The following is a 12,302-nucleotide window of genomic DNA, read 5'->3' as shown; positions in this document are numbered from 1 at the left end:
ACAACTCGTACCGCCGGTAACCACGGAGCGGTGCGCGGCTCATGCGACGGGCTGGCCGCCCTGCCGTTCCGCGGCCGCCGTGCCGTCCTCCGGCAGACCCGCCGCGACCGGGACGCCCGGCACGGCCGCCGGCTGCCGGGGGCGGAGCCGGCGGTAACCCGCGAACGCCACCAGCGCGGCCAGCACACCCGACGCCCCCGGCACCAGATAGCCGCGCTCCGCACCGGCCGCGTCCACCACCCAGCCGGCCGCCGACGAACCCAGCGCCACCCCCACGGCCAGACCGGTGCTGGTCCACGTCATGCCCTCGGTCAGCTTCGACCGCGGTACGTGCTCCTCCACCAGCGCCATCGTCGTCACCATCGTCGGGGCGATGGACAGCCCCGCCACGAACAGCGCGACCGCCAGCAGCGGCAGCGAACCCACCATCTGCAGCGGCACCATGCTCACCGCCATCGCGCACACCCCGACCACCCAGCGGCGCGACGGATGGCCCTTCAGGTGCAGCAGCCCGAAGACGGCACCGGCCGCACACGAACCGAGCGCATACACGGCCAGCACCAGACTGGCCGCCGTCTTGTGCCCGGCCTGCTCCGCGAACGCCACCGTCACCACGTCGACCGCCCCGAAGATCGCGCCGGTCGCCACGAACGTCCCCACCAGCACCTGCAGCCCGGGCGAACGCAGCGCCGAGCCGCTGGCCTGCTGCTCCCGCGGATGCGGCGCCGGCTCCGTCGCCCGCTGCGCCGTCAGCCAGAACACCCCGGCCGCCAGGAAGCACCCGGCCAGCAGCGGCCCGGCCTCCGGGAACCACGCGGTGGACAGCCCGATCGACAGGATCGGCCCGACGATGAAGCACATCTCGTCGGCGATCGACTCCCACGAGTACGCGGTGTGCAGCTCCCGCGGGGAACCCCGGTACAGCTCCGCCCAGCGCGCCCGGATCATCGACCCCACGCTCGGCACACACCCCGCACAGGCCGCGAAGACGAACAACGCCCAGTCCGGCCAGCGCTGCTGGGCACTCAGCAGCAGACCCGCGACCGCGGCGAGCGACACCAGCGTCGCCGGGCGCAGCACCCGCCGCTGGCCGTGCCGGTCCACCAGCCGGGAGATCTGCGGGCCGAGCACCGCGGCGGACAGCGCGAGGGTCGCCGACAGCGCGCCCGCCAGGCCGTACCGCCCGGTCAGCTGGGAAACCATCGTGACGACACCGATGCTCATCATCGACAGCGGCATCCGGCCCAGCAGCCCGGCGGCGGAGAAGGACTTGGTGCCGGGCCGGCCGAAGATGGCGCGGTAGGGACTGGGCAACGGGGGCGCTCCGCCGGATGAGGACCGAAGATCGGTAAGGAATGTATGTGGCCGATACAGCTTACGGGCGGCGCGCGGCCCACGCCTCCGGTTTTTCGGTCCCGTACCGCCGCCCCCGCCGCCCCGTCCGCGTGCCGGGACCTGCCCGCCGCACCCACAGGAAGGGTGGCAGGATCGATGCCATGCCGGAACAGCTCGATCCCCGCCCCTACGACGCCCTGCTGCTGCTCTCCTTCGGCGGCCCCGAAGGCCCCGACGACGTCGTCCCGTTCCTGGAGAACGTCACCCGCGGCCGCGGCATCCCCCGCGAGCGCCTCCAGGAGGTGGGGCAGCACTACTTCCTGTTCGGCGGCGTCAGCCCGATCAACGCCCAGAACCGCGAACTGCTCGACGCACTGCGCAAGGACTTCGCCCGGAACGGCCTGGAACTGCCGGTCTATTGGGGCAACCGCAACTGGGCGCCCTACCTGACCGACACCCTGCGCCAGATGGTGGGCGACGGCCGCCGCCGCATCGCCGTCCTGGCGACCAGCGCCTACGCCTCGTACTCGGGCTGCCGCCAGTACCGCGAGAACCTCGCCGACGCGCTCGCCGCCCTCCGGGCCGAGGGACTGCCGGTCCCGCAGGTGGACAAGTTGCGGCACTACTTCAACCACCCCGGCTTCGTCCGGCCGATGGTCGACGGCGTACTGGCGTCCCTCGCCGCGCTGCCCGACGACGTCCGCGACGGTGCCCACCTCGCCTTCACCACCCACTCCATCCCCACCGCCGCGGCCGACACCTCCGGCACCCCGGACGACCACACCGAGGGCGGCGAGGGCGGCGCCTACGTGGCCCAGCACCTCGACGTGGCACGGGTGATCGCCGACGCGGTCCGCGCGGAAACCGGAGTGGACCACCCCTGGCAGCTCGTCTACCAGTCCCGCAGCGGCGCCCCGCACATCCCCTGGCTGGAACCCGACATCTGCGACCACCTGGAGGAGCAGCACGCCGCGGGCGTCCCGGCCGTGGTGATGGCCCCCATCGGCTTCGTCTCGGACCACATGGAGGTCAAGTACGACCTCGACACCGAGGCCACCGCCAAGGCCGCCGAACTGGGGCTGCCGGTCGCCCGGTCCGCGACCGTGGGCGCCGACCCCCGGTTCGCCGCCGCCGTCCGCGAGCTCCTCCTGGAGCGCGCCGTCACCGAACGCGGCCACACCCCCGAGCGCTGCGCCCTGGGCGCCCTGGGTCCCTCCCACGACCTGTGCCCGGTCGGCTGCTGCCCGGCCCGCACCCCGCGCCCGGCCGCGGCCGGCGCCGACTGGCCGGGCCCGGTCACCCAGGCCCCCGCGTAACCCGCACACCGTGGCGGCGCACGCGTGCACCGGGGGCCGCCCCGCCGTGCCGTACGCCGCCCGACCGCTGCCCGACCCCCGCTCGCCCGAGCAAGGAGCACCGTGCCCGACCCGACGCAGACCGACGCGCTGTACGACGACCTCCTGGAGCTGGCCCTGGAGGCCGCCCGCCGTGCCGGGGCGCTGCTGCGCGACGGCCGGCCCGCCGACCTCGGTGTGGCCGCCACGAAGACCAGCCCGATCGACGTCGTCACCGAGATGGACCTCGCCTCCGAGAAGCTGATCACCGGCTTCCTCGGGGAGCACCGGCCCGACGACGGCTTCCTGGGGGAGGAGGGCGCCAGCAGCGAGGGCACCAGCGGCATCCGCTGGGTCATCGACCCCGTCGACGGCACCGTCAACTACCTCTACGACCTGCCCTCCTGGGCGGTGTCCATCGCCGCCGAGAAGGACGGCGAGGTGGTCGTCGGGGTCGTCGCCGCCCCGATGCGCGGCGAGACCTGTCACGCCGTCCTGGGCCGCGGCGCGTACAGCAACGGCGAGCGGATCCGGCACCGGCCCGCGCCGCCGCTCTCCCAGGCGCTGCTCGGCACCGGCTTCGCCTACCTGGCCGACCGCCGCGCCGCCCAGGCGGAGGTGCTGCGCACCCTGCTGCCGCGGGTCCGCGACATCCGGCGGGGCGGATCGGCCGCCATCGACCTGTGCGACGTGGCGTGCGGCCGGCTGGACGCCTACTACGAGCGCGGGCTGAACCCCTGGGACCTGGCGGCCGGCGCGCTGATCGCCCGGGAGGCCGGGGCCCGCACCGGCGGCCGCCCCGGACAGCCGGCCGCCCACGAGCTGACCCTCGCCGCCTCCCCGGAGCTCTTCGCGCAGCTCCAGCCGCTGCTGGACGAGCTCGGCGCCTGGCACGACTGACCCGTGCCCGCGCCCCGCGGGCACGACCGCGCCCCGGCACCCTTCCCCTGGGTGCCGGGGCGCGATCCCCGTACGCCGGCGTGATCAGGCGTTGCTGACCGCTCCGTAACGCACACCGTGCTCGTTCGCCAGCCGCTGGAGGTCCTCGAGCTCGGCCTGTTCGACCTCGACGAGGAATTCATCGCCCGCGCGGCGGGCCCGGTCCAGATCGGCTTCCGTGTTCTCTATGCGCTGCAAAATGCCTGCGGTGAACGCGTCCATGTGCGCCCCCTCGTCGTGGGTCGGTGGCACGGGGGTGTGCCGACGGTGGGTCGATCACGGCGTGGTCCCTGCGGAATGGATCAGTTCTTGGCACGTGGGTCGCCAGACGAAAAACAGGGCGTGATCGCGGGTGTGCAGTCGTCCTCCCCACCCGCAACCTCAGGGAAACCTCAACCCGCCCAGGAATCCGGCCGACCGGGCGCAGCGGCCCCGGGCCCCAGGCCCCGGCACTCCCGCCTTACTGCCGGTTTATGGCTCTTCGGGGCAGGATGGAAGGGCTCCAAGTGATTGTTGTGCCCGCCCGAAAGGGCCCTGAGGAAGGACTAGCGACGTGCGTGTTCTCGTCGTCGAGGACGAGCAGCTGCTCGCCGATGCGGTGGCCACCGGACTACGCCGGGAGGCCATGGCCGTCGACGTGGTCTACGACGGCGCTGCCGCCCTCGAACGGATCGCGGTCAACGACTACGACGTCGTCGTGCTCGACCGTGACCTGCCGGTCGTCCACGGCGACGACGTCTGCCGCAAGATCGTCGAGCTGGGGATGCCCACCCGCGTCCTGATGCTCACCGCCTCCGGCGACGTCAGCGACCGCGTCGAGGGCCTGGAGATCGGCGCGGACGACTACCTCCCCAAGCCGTTCGCGTTCACCGAGCTGACCGCCCGGGTGCGCGCCCTGGGACGCCGTACGACCGTCGCGCTGCCGCCCGTCCTGGAGCGGGCCGGGATCAAGCTCGACCCGAACCGCCGCGAGGTCTTCCGCGACGGCAAGGAGGTCCAGCTCGCCCCGAAGGAGTTCGCGGTGCTGGAGGTGCTGATGCGCAGCGAGGGCACCGTCGTCTCGGCCGAACAGCTCCTGGAGAAGGCCTGGGACGAGAACACCGACCCGTTCACCAACGTCGTGCGGGTCACCGTCATGACGCTGCGCCGCAAGCTCGGCGAGCCCGCGGTGATCGTCACCGTCCCCGGCTCGGGATACCGGATCTGACCGGCGATGCCTTCCCTGCCCTCGTTCTCCAAGCCGGCCGCCCCACCGCCGCCCATCCCGCCCAAACCCGCCTGGGACCCCCGCCCGCCGGTCAACGTCCGGCCCTTCCCGTGGCTCCGGCCGACGATCCGGATACGGCTGACGCTGCTGTACGGCGGGATGTTCCTGATGGCCGGCATCGTGCTGCTGACCATCATCTACATGCTCGCCGCGGACGCCCTGCACGACGGCAGCGCGCTGCCGCTGAAGATCCTGGGCGGCAAGTTCGAGTCCACCAGCGACATCTGCGACCTGCCCACCCAGACCTCCGGACCGCTGCTCCAGCAGGCCGTCGAGCAGTGCCTCCAGCACCAGCGCGCGCTGGCGCTCAACAGCCTGCTGAACCGTTCCCTGCTGGCGTTGCTGGGCCTGACGGTGGTGGCGTTCGCCTTCGGCTACGCGATGGCCGGGCGGGTGCTGTCGCCGCTGGGACGGATCACCCGGACCGCGCAGCGGGTCGCGGGCTCGGACCTGCACCGGCGGATCGAGCTGGGCGGTCCGGACGACGAGCTGAAGGAGCTGGCGGACACCTTCGACGAGATGCTCGACCGGCTGGACCGGGCGTTCGAGTCGCAGCGCCGGTTCGTGGCCAATGCCTCGCACGAGCTGCGGACCCCGCTGGCGATCAACCGGACGCTGCTGGAGGTGCAGCTGGCCGACCCGGACGCCTCGCCGGAGCTCGCGCAGCTGGGCAAGACGCTGCTGGCCACCAACGAGCGCAGCGAGCAGCTCGTGGAGGGCCTGCTGCTGCTGGCCCGCAGCGAGAACAAGGTCGTGGACAAGAAGCCGGTCGACCTGTCCGAGGTCGCCGCCCAGGCCGTGGACCAGCTCCGCGAGGAGGCGCAGGCCAAGGGCGTCGCGCTGCGCGGGGTGCGCCAGCAGGTCTTCGTCCAGGGCAACGGCGTGCTCCTGGAGCGGATCGCCCTGAACCTGGTGCAGAACGCGGTGCGCTACAACGTGCCCGAGGACGGCTGGGTGGAGGTGAGCACGGAGCCGCAGCCGGGGTGCGCGGTGCTGGTGGTCACCAACACCGGGCCGGTGGTCCCCGCCTACGAGGTGGAGAACCTCTTCGAGCCGTTCCGGCGGCTGCGCACCGAGCGCACCGGCAGCGACAAGGGCGTCGGCCTGGGCCTGTCCATCGTCCGCTCGGTGGTCCGCGCGCACGACGGCAGCATCACCGCCGAGCCCCGCGAGGGCGGTGGTCTGGTGATGCGGGTGGTGCTGCCGCTGTGAGGCGCTCGGCAAGGTGGCTGTGCGTCCGCTGGAGCCGTCCGCCACCGCCCTGACCAGCGCAGGGCCTCGGCAGGTACGATCGCCCGTCCTACGGCCGTACACCGCGGAGGTCCGCCGGCGGGGCCGGTTTGACGAATAGGGGGGCGGGGAGCGATCCTTCGCCACGTTCGCTTTGCGCGGAATTGGACCGGTCCACCAGCCGGTCGTCGCGTGTGTGATCGCTCACAGGCGCGAATTTCCAGCCATCTACGCTCCGTGATCAAAAGCCCTGGTGGAATGCCGGGGAAGTCCGGGTTTCCGGGGCCCTGGATCACGGGAAGTACAGGTGATGGGCTGCGCGAGGTGCGACATTCGGACCGTGTACGGTCCTGATCGCCATCCAAACCGATCACCTCTTCAGGGGTGCGGTTGGGTGTCGATTGAGTAACAGACCTTGATGTGAGGCAAAATCTCCGCCTCAGGTCGGGCACAAGTCCGGCCTCTCACGCGTTACGAGCGCTGAGACACCGCAGACACCCAGAGGGGGAGAGCGAAAATGGCTACGGATTACGACACTCCACGCAAGACCGACGACGACCTCAATGAGGACAGCATTGAGGAGCTGAAGTCGCGGCGGAACGACAAGTCCGCCTCGGCCGTCGACGTCGACGAGTTCGAGCAGGCCGAGGGCCTGGAGCTCCCCGGCGCCGACCTGTCCAACGAAGAGCTCGCGGTGCGCGTGCTGCCCAAGCAGCAGGACGAGTTCACCTGCATGAGCTGCTTCCTGGTGCACCACCGCAGCCAGCTCGCTGCGGAGGACAAGAACGGCAACCCGATCTGCCGCGACTGCGCGGCCTGAGTCCGGTCAACGCCGTGGCTGGCGTGAACCCGTTCCGCAAGCGTCACGAGGGCGGCCAAGGTCCGGCGGCCGGCGCACGATCACGCGACGAAACCGCGCCCGTGCCCGCCGACCCGACCGCCCCGGTACGGCGCGGCCGGGTGCGGGCGACGATCGCCGCGATCGCCGACCGGATCATCGAGATCGCCCCGCGGATCCCGGTCCGCGACCTCGCCACGCTGCGCGCCCAGTTCCCCGGACTGACCCCCGAGGAACTCGCCGACAAACTCGTCGCGGGCGCCTGTGCGGGGACCGCCACCGTCGGAGCGGGCGTGGGCGCGGCAGCCATGCTGCCCGTACCGCCCGCCATGCCGGCCGAGCTGGCCGCCGAGATCACCGGCGTGGCCGCGATCGAGATCAAGCTCCTCGCCGAGCTCCACGAGGTCTACGGCCTGCGGCCGCCCGGGAACTTCCGCCAGCGCGGGATGGCCTACCTGACGGCGTGGACGGAGGAGCGGGGCATCGACATCGCGAAACCCGCCTCGGTGAACGCCGCGCTCGGCGGGCAGATGAAGCGCGAACTGCGCCAGCAGATCATGAAGCGCACGCTGCGCAACCTCCCCAGCCTCACCCCGTTCATGGTGGGCGCCGCCGTCGGCGGCTTCATGAACCGCCGTGACACCAGAAAAGTCGCGAAAAAGGTCCGCAAGGACCTGCGGGCCAAGCAGGTGCCCTGGGACGCGCTGCCCGACGCACTCCCCGTATCCCCGCCGCCCGGACCGGCCCCGCTCCCGCCCGCCGACTGAAGCGGGCCGGCGCCCTCACGGCCGGCCCCCGGCCCACCCGTCAGGCGCGTACCGCCGTCAGCGCCGCCACCAGGCGCTCCGGGTCCCGGGTCGACAGATACGCGTACGGCGTCGGGTCGTCCGGGTCCGTGATCTCCACCCGCACCGCCGTCGGCACATAGCTGCGGAGCAGCATGAACGCCCGGGCATCGGCCTTGTGCGTCCGCCAGGCCAGCGCCTCCGCCGCGTCCAGCGCCCGGGCCTCGCCCAGCGCCGACGCCGGGATCTTCGCGTCCCCGGCGATCAGCGCACCGCCCACCACCCGGATCCGCACCGACCCGTACGCGCTCACCGCCACCGCGGACAGCGCCGCCCCGCCGATCAGCCCGCCGAGCATCGGCAGCGTCCCCACGGGGAGCAGCATCAGGGCACAGGCGACGCCGATCAGCCCGGCGATCAGCCACCAGGACCGGGGCGCGGTGAGACGTTCTTCGTACGACTGCATGGCTCCAGCTTGGCACGGCGGCGCGGGCCCCTTGGCCGCGCGGGTAGGGTCTGCACTCGTGAGTGGAACTGACACAACGAGGGCGGGGCGGCCGGGGCTGACGCCGCCGACGGACGCCGTGGCTCCGGTCCGGCACGCCGAGGCGCCGGCGCCCGGAGAGCTCCTCGGCGCGCACTACGACCGCTGCTTCGGCTGCGGCACCGGCCAGCCGCACGGTCTGCACCTGGAGGCCCGGGCCGGCGAGGGAGTGAGCGTCCAGGCCGAGTTCACGGTCAAGGAGGCCCACCAGGGCGCGCCGGGCCTGGCCCACGGCGGAGTGCTGGCCACCGCGCTCGACGAGACGCTCGGCTCGCTGAACTGGCTGCTGCGGGTCATCGCGGTGACCGGCCGGCTGGAGACCGACTTCGTACGCCCGGTGCCGCTCGGCACGGTGCTGCACCTGGACGCGCAGGTCACCGCGGTGCACGGGCGGAAGATCTACTCGACGGCGGTGGGACGCATAGGCGGCCCGGACGGCCCGGTCGCGGTGCGCGCCGACGCCGTCTTCATCGAGGTGAAGGTCGACCACTTCATCGAGAACGGAAGGACCGAGGAGATCCAGGCGGCGATGGCCGACCCGGACCAGGTCAAGCGCGCGCGAGCCTTCGAGGTGAACCCGTGAGCCACCCACGCGACCCCGTAGACGTACTGCTGCGGCGGCTGGACCCGGAGGTGCCCGTCCCGGAGTACGGGCACCCGGGCGACGCCGGCGTCGATCTGGTGACCACCGAGGCGGCCGAGCTGGCGCCGGGGGAGCGCACGGTGCTGCCCACCGGCGTGGCGATCGCGCTGCCCGACGGCTACGCGGCGTTCGTGCACCCGCGGTCCGGGCTCGCCGCGCGCTGCGGACTGGCGCTCGTGAATGCCCCCGGGACGGTGGATGCCGGGTACCGTGGAGAGATCAAGGTGATCGTGGTCAATCTGGACCCGCGGGAGACCGTGCGGTTCGAGAGGTTCGACCGGATCGCCCAACTTGTCGTCCAGCAGGTCGAGAAGGTGCGCTTCCACGAGGTGGCGGAACTTCCCGGCTCGGCGCGGGCCGAGGGGGGATTCGGTTCCACCGGCGGTCATGCGGCGGTGGGCGGCTCCACGGGCGGGAATGAATACGCAGCGGTCGGTGCCGACCGGGAAGGACAGTGACGTGTTCGGACGTCGCAAGAAGAACAAGACTCCTGAGGAGTCGGCGGCGGGGCTCGCCGAGGAGACGGTGACCGGCGCGCCGGCCGAGGAGGAGAGCGACGGGGAGCAGCACCGGGTCAATCTTCCGCCCGCGCCGCGCCCCGACGGGCCGTGGGACTCCTCCGAGGTCACCCACCCCGGCGAGGGCCGGGTCGACCTCGGCGGGCTGTTCGTGCCCGGGGTCGAGGGCATGGAGCTGCGGGTGGAGGTCGCCGGTGACGCGATCGTCGCCGCGACCGTGGTGCTGCAGGACAGCGCCGTACAGCTGCAGGCGTTCGCCGCTCCCCGCAACGAGGGCATCTGGGGCGAGGTCCGCGAGGAGATCGCGGCCGGCATCACCCAGCAGGGCGGGGTCATCGACGAGGTCGAGGGCCCGCTGGGCTGGGAGCTGCGCGCCCAGGTACCGGTACAGCTGCCGGACGGCACGAACGGCGTGCAGGTCGTGCGGTTCGTGGGCGTGGACGGGCCCCGGTGGTTCCTGCGTGGCGTGATCTCCGGCCAGGGCGCGGTGCAGCCGCAGGCCGCGGGCGTGCTGGAGCACATCTTCCGGGACACCGTCGTCGTCCGCGGCGAGGGCCCGATGGCGCCGCGCGACCCGATCGTCCTGAAGCTGCCGGACGACGCCCAGATGGTGCCGGACGGCGTGCAGCAGGAGCCGGTCGAGCAGTCCCGCTTCGGCGGCGGCGTGGAGCGCCTGGAGCGCGGACCGGAGATCACGGAGATCCGCTGACACACGAGCCGGCCGACGGTGCCCACCAGGGCGCCGGACCGGCCGGAACACGACGGTCAAACGGGCCCGCACCCCCTTCGAGGGGGTGCGGGCCCTTCGTGTTTGTGCAGGTCAGGGCAAGGGCCGTATGGGTTCCGTCAACAGGGCGCTAATGGCCGTAAGGGAGGCGTCAACACCGCTCAGGAGCGGTCATGTGGACGGTTTGCTCTAGGGGTCCGAACTTCCCGTCCAACTAGGAGCACACGATGGCCGACGTGGCCTTCGTCGTCGTCACGATCGCGGTCTTCGCGCTGGTGGCCCTCGTCGCCAAGGGGGTGGCGAAGCTGTGACCGTCGAGAACACGGTCGGCCTGATCGTCGCCGTCGCCCTGCTGGGATACCTCGTCCTCGCCCTCGTCTTCCCGGAGAGGTTCTGAGGTGACCACTGCCGCCTCCGCCGCGGGCCCGATGAGCCCCGTCCTCGCCGGCGTGCTCCAGCTGATAGCGCTCCTCGCGGCGCTGGCCCTGGCGTACCGCCCCCTCGGCGACCACCTGGCCGCCGTCTACAGTTCCCCGCGGCACCTCCGCGTCGAGAAGGTCCTCTACCGCTGCATCGGCGCCAACCCGGACGCACAGATGCGCTGGCCCGCCTACCTGCGCGGCGTCCTGGCCTTCTCCGCGGCCGGGGTGCTCCTCCTCTACCTCCTGCAGCGTCTCCAGGGCCATCTGCCGCTGTCCCTCGGGTTCGCGTCGATCAGCCCCGACCAGGCGTTCAACACCGCCGCGTCGTTCGTCTCCAACACCAACTGGCAGTCCTACAGCGGCGAACAGGCCATGGGCCACGTCGTGCAGACCGCCGGCCTCGCGGTGCAGAACTTCGTGTCCGCGGCCACCGGCATGGCCGTCGCGATCGCCCTGGTCCGCGGCTTCGCGCTCCACCGGGCGCGCTCCGCTCAAGCAGGGGGAACCCCCGTCCGCACCGGCGAACTCGGCAACTTCTGGGCCGACCTGGTGCGCGGCACCGTCCGCGTCCTCCTACCGATCGCCGTCATCGGGGCCGTCGTCCTGGTCGCCTGCGGCGCGATCCAGAACTTCTCCGGCATCCACGAGGTCGGGCAGTTCCTGGGCGGGCACCAGCAGGCCAACGGCGGTGCGGTGGCCTCCCAGGAGGTCATCAAGGAACTGGGCACCAACGGAGGCGGCTACTTCAACGCCAACTCCGCCCACCCCTTCGAGAACCCCAACGCCTTCACCAACCTCTTCGAGATCTTCCTGATCCTCGTCATCCCGTTGGCGCTGACCCGCACCTTCGGCAAGCTCGTCGGCAACGTGAAGCAGGGCTACGCGATCCTCGCCACCATGTGCGTCATCTGGCTCGGCTTCACCGCCCTGATGATGTGGACCGAGTTCGCGCACGGCGGCCCGGCCCTGCAGGCCGCGGGCGCCGCCATGGAGGGCAAGGAGACCCGCTTCGGCGTCGGCTCCTCGGCGATCTTCTCGGTGGCCACCACCCTGACCTCCACCGGAGCCGTGGACTCCGTCCACTCCTCCTTCACCGCGTTCGGCGGCGGCATCCAGCTGCTCGGCATGATGCTCGGTGAGATCGCCCCCGGTGGGGTGGGGTCCGGCCTCTACGGCATGCTCGTGATGGCGATCATCGCGGTGTTCATCGCCGGCCTGATGGTGGGCCGCACACCCGAGTACCTCGGCAAGAAGATCGGCACCCGCGAGATCAAGCTCGCCGCCTGCTACATCCTCGTCACCCCGACGCTGGTCCTCGGCCTCACCGCCGCCTCGATGGTGCTGCCCGACGCACTGGGCTCGATGCTCAACACCAAGGCCCTGGGCGCCGGTGCGCACGGCTTCTCCGAGGTCCTGTACGCCTTCACCTCCGGCGCCAACAACAACGGCTCCGCCTTCGCCGGCCTCAACGCCAACACCCCCTGGTACAACACCACGATCGGGCTGGCCATGCTGCTCGGCCGCTTCCTGCCGATGGTGTTCGTCCTCGCGCTGGCCGGCTCGCTCGCCGAACAGCAGCCGGTCCCGGAGACCGCCGGCACCCTGCGCACCGAGAAGCCGCTCTTCGCCGGGCTGCTCGTCGGCACCATCCTGATCATCACCGGTCTGACCTACTTCCCGGCGCTGGCACTCGGCCCGCTGGCGGAGGGCCTGTCATGAC

14 protein-coding genes are annotated in these 12,302 nt (G+C 72.0%); 11 read left to right on the top strand and 3 right to left on the bottom strand.

All coding sequences use genetic code 11. The features are described from left to right. Positions 1 to 39: 39 nt before the first annotated feature. Positions 40 to 1,314 (bottom strand): MFS transporter, encoded by a 1,275-nt coding sequence (locus ACFV1J_RS10965; RefSeq protein WP_385856999.1) that lies wholly within the window; start codon positions 1,312 to 1,314, stop codon positions 40 to 42. 182 nt (positions 1,315 to 1,496) lie between these two features. Here ACFV1J_RS10965 and ACFV1J_RS10960 point away from each other — a divergent pair, with 182 nt between their 5' ends. Continuing rightward, complete coding sequence (locus ACFV1J_RS10960; RefSeq protein WP_385856998.1) at positions 1,497 to 2,651, top strand: ferrochelatase; 1,155 nt, start codon at positions 1,497 to 1,499, stop codon at positions 2,649 to 2,651. 102 nt (positions 2,652 to 2,753) lie between these two features. Continuing rightward, a complete protein-coding gene (locus ACFV1J_RS10955; protein WP_385856997.1) occupies positions 2,754 to 3,569 on the top strand; it encodes an inositol monophosphatase family protein in 816 nt (271 codons plus the stop codon). 84 nt (positions 3,570 to 3,653) lie between these two features. On the opposite strand, the gene ACFV1J_RS10950 is transcribed toward ACFV1J_RS10955, so the two are convergent. Beyond that, positions 3,654 to 3,830: a hypothetical protein gene (locus ACFV1J_RS10950; protein WP_385856996.1), complete on the bottom strand. Its 177-nt coding sequence runs from the start codon at positions 3,828 to 3,830 to the stop codon at positions 3,654 to 3,656. A gap of 331 nt (positions 3,831 to 4,161) precedes the next feature. Between ACFV1J_RS10950 and ACFV1J_RS10945 the strand changes: the two genes are divergently transcribed. From ACFV1J_RS10945 to ACFV1J_RS10930, 4 genes are all read left to right on the top strand, one after another. Then, positions 4,162 to 4,815 carry a response regulator transcription factor gene (locus ACFV1J_RS10945; RefSeq protein WP_006602630.1) on the top strand — a complete coding sequence of 218 codons (654 nt, stop codon included), beginning with the start codon at positions 4,162 to 4,164 and terminating at the stop codon, positions 4,813 to 4,815. A 6-nt stretch (positions 4,816 to 4,821) separates the two neighbouring features. Next, positions 4,822 to 6,087, top strand: a complete 1,266-nt coding sequence (locus ACFV1J_RS10940) for a sensor histidine kinase (RefSeq protein WP_385856995.1) — start codon at positions 4,822 to 4,824, stop codon at positions 6,085 to 6,087. A gap of 535 nt (positions 6,088 to 6,622) precedes the next feature. Continuing rightward, positions 6,623 to 6,925 (top strand): DUF4193 domain-containing protein, encoded by a 303-nt coding sequence (locus tag ACFV1J_RS10935; protein WP_016575747.1) that lies wholly within the window; start codon positions 6,623 to 6,625, stop codon positions 6,923 to 6,925. A gap of 14 nt (positions 6,926 to 6,939) precedes the next feature. After that, positions 6,940 to 7,710, top strand: coding sequence for a hypothetical protein (locus ACFV1J_RS10930; RefSeq protein ID WP_385856994.1), 771 nt, complete (start codon positions 6,940 to 6,942; stop codon positions 7,708 to 7,710). A 40-nt stretch (positions 7,711 to 7,750) separates the two neighbouring features. On the opposite strand, the gene ACFV1J_RS10925 is transcribed toward ACFV1J_RS10930, so the two are convergent. Next, on the bottom strand, positions 7,751 to 8,194 hold the full coding sequence (locus tag ACFV1J_RS10925) for a DUF3093 domain-containing protein (RefSeq protein WP_030808274.1): 444 nt from the start codon (positions 8,192 to 8,194) through the stop codon (positions 7,751 to 7,753). 58 nt (positions 8,195 to 8,252) lie between these two features. Here ACFV1J_RS10925 and ACFV1J_RS10920 point away from each other — a divergent pair, with 58 nt between their 5' ends. The 5 genes from ACFV1J_RS10920 to kdpA all read left to right on the top strand — a co-directional run bounded on the left by ACFV1J_RS10920 (position 8,253) and on the right by kdpA (position 12,301). Continuing rightward, positions 8,253 to 8,855 carry a PaaI family thioesterase gene (locus tag ACFV1J_RS10920; RefSeq protein WP_385856993.1) on the top strand — a complete coding sequence of 201 codons (603 nt, stop codon included), beginning with the start codon at positions 8,253 to 8,255 and terminating at the stop codon, positions 8,853 to 8,855. Next, entirely contained in the window at positions 8,852 to 9,373 is a 522-nt protein-coding gene (gene dut / locus ACFV1J_RS10915; RefSeq protein ID WP_385856992.1) for a dUTP diphosphatase, read from the top strand. Before ACFV1J_RS10920 ends, dut begins: the two co-directional genes overlap by 4 nt. Before the next feature lies 1 nt (position 9,374). Continuing rightward, positions 9,375 to 10,142 (top strand): DUF3710 domain-containing protein, encoded by a 768-nt coding sequence (locus ACFV1J_RS10910; RefSeq protein WP_385856991.1) that lies wholly within the window; start codon positions 9,375 to 9,377, stop codon positions 10,140 to 10,142. A 325-nt stretch (positions 10,143 to 10,467) separates the two neighbouring features. After that, the gene (gene kdpF / locus ACFV1J_RS10905) at positions 10,468 to 10,557 is read left to right on the top strand and encodes a K(+)-transporting ATPase subunit F (RefSeq protein ID WP_096212427.1); all 90 of its coding nucleotides are present in this window, start codon (positions 10,468 to 10,470) and stop codon (positions 10,555 to 10,557) included. A 31-nt stretch (positions 10,558 to 10,588) separates the two neighbouring features. Next, on the top strand, positions 10,589 to 12,301 hold the full coding sequence (gene kdpA / locus ACFV1J_RS10900; protein WP_385857091.1) for a potassium-transporting ATPase subunit KdpA: 1,713 nt from the start codon (positions 10,589 to 10,591) through the stop codon (positions 12,299 to 12,301). The last annotated feature ends 1 nt before the right edge of the window (position 12,302 follow it).

Source organism: Streptomyces sp. NPDC059649 (genome assembly GCF_042734445.1).
Lineage (GTDB): Bacteria > Actinomycetota > Actinomycetes > Streptomycetales > Streptomycetaceae > Streptomyces.
Note: the sequence above shows the minus strand (reverse complement) of the source record. Positions and strands in the feature narration are given on the sequence as shown.

Bases quoted from the DNA above. Each gene is read 5' to 3' on its own strand.
- ACFV1J_RS10940 (WP_385856995.1), top strand. From the start codon at position 4,822: ATGCCTTCCCTGCCCTCGTTCTCCAAGCCGGCCGCCCCACCGCCGCCC.
- ACFV1J_RS10960 (WP_385856998.1), top strand. From the start codon at position 1,497: ATGCCGGAACAGCTCGATCCCCGCCCCTACGACGCCCTGCTGCTGCTC.
- ACFV1J_RS10950 (WP_385856996.1), bottom strand. From the start codon at position 3,830: ATGGACGCGTTCACCGCAGGCATTTTGCAGCGCATAGAGAACACGGAA.
- ACFV1J_RS10935 (WP_016575747.1), top strand. From the start codon at position 6,623: ATGGCTACGGATTACGACACTCCACGCAAGACCGACGACGACCTCAAT.
- ACFV1J_RS10925 (WP_030808274.1), bottom strand. From the start codon at position 8,194: ATGCAGTCGTACGAAGAACGTCTCACCGCGCCCCGGTCCTGGTGGCTG.
- kdpA (WP_385857091.1), top strand. From the start codon at position 10,589: ATGAGCCCCGTCCTCGCCGGCGTGCTCCAGCTGATAGCGCTCCTCGCG.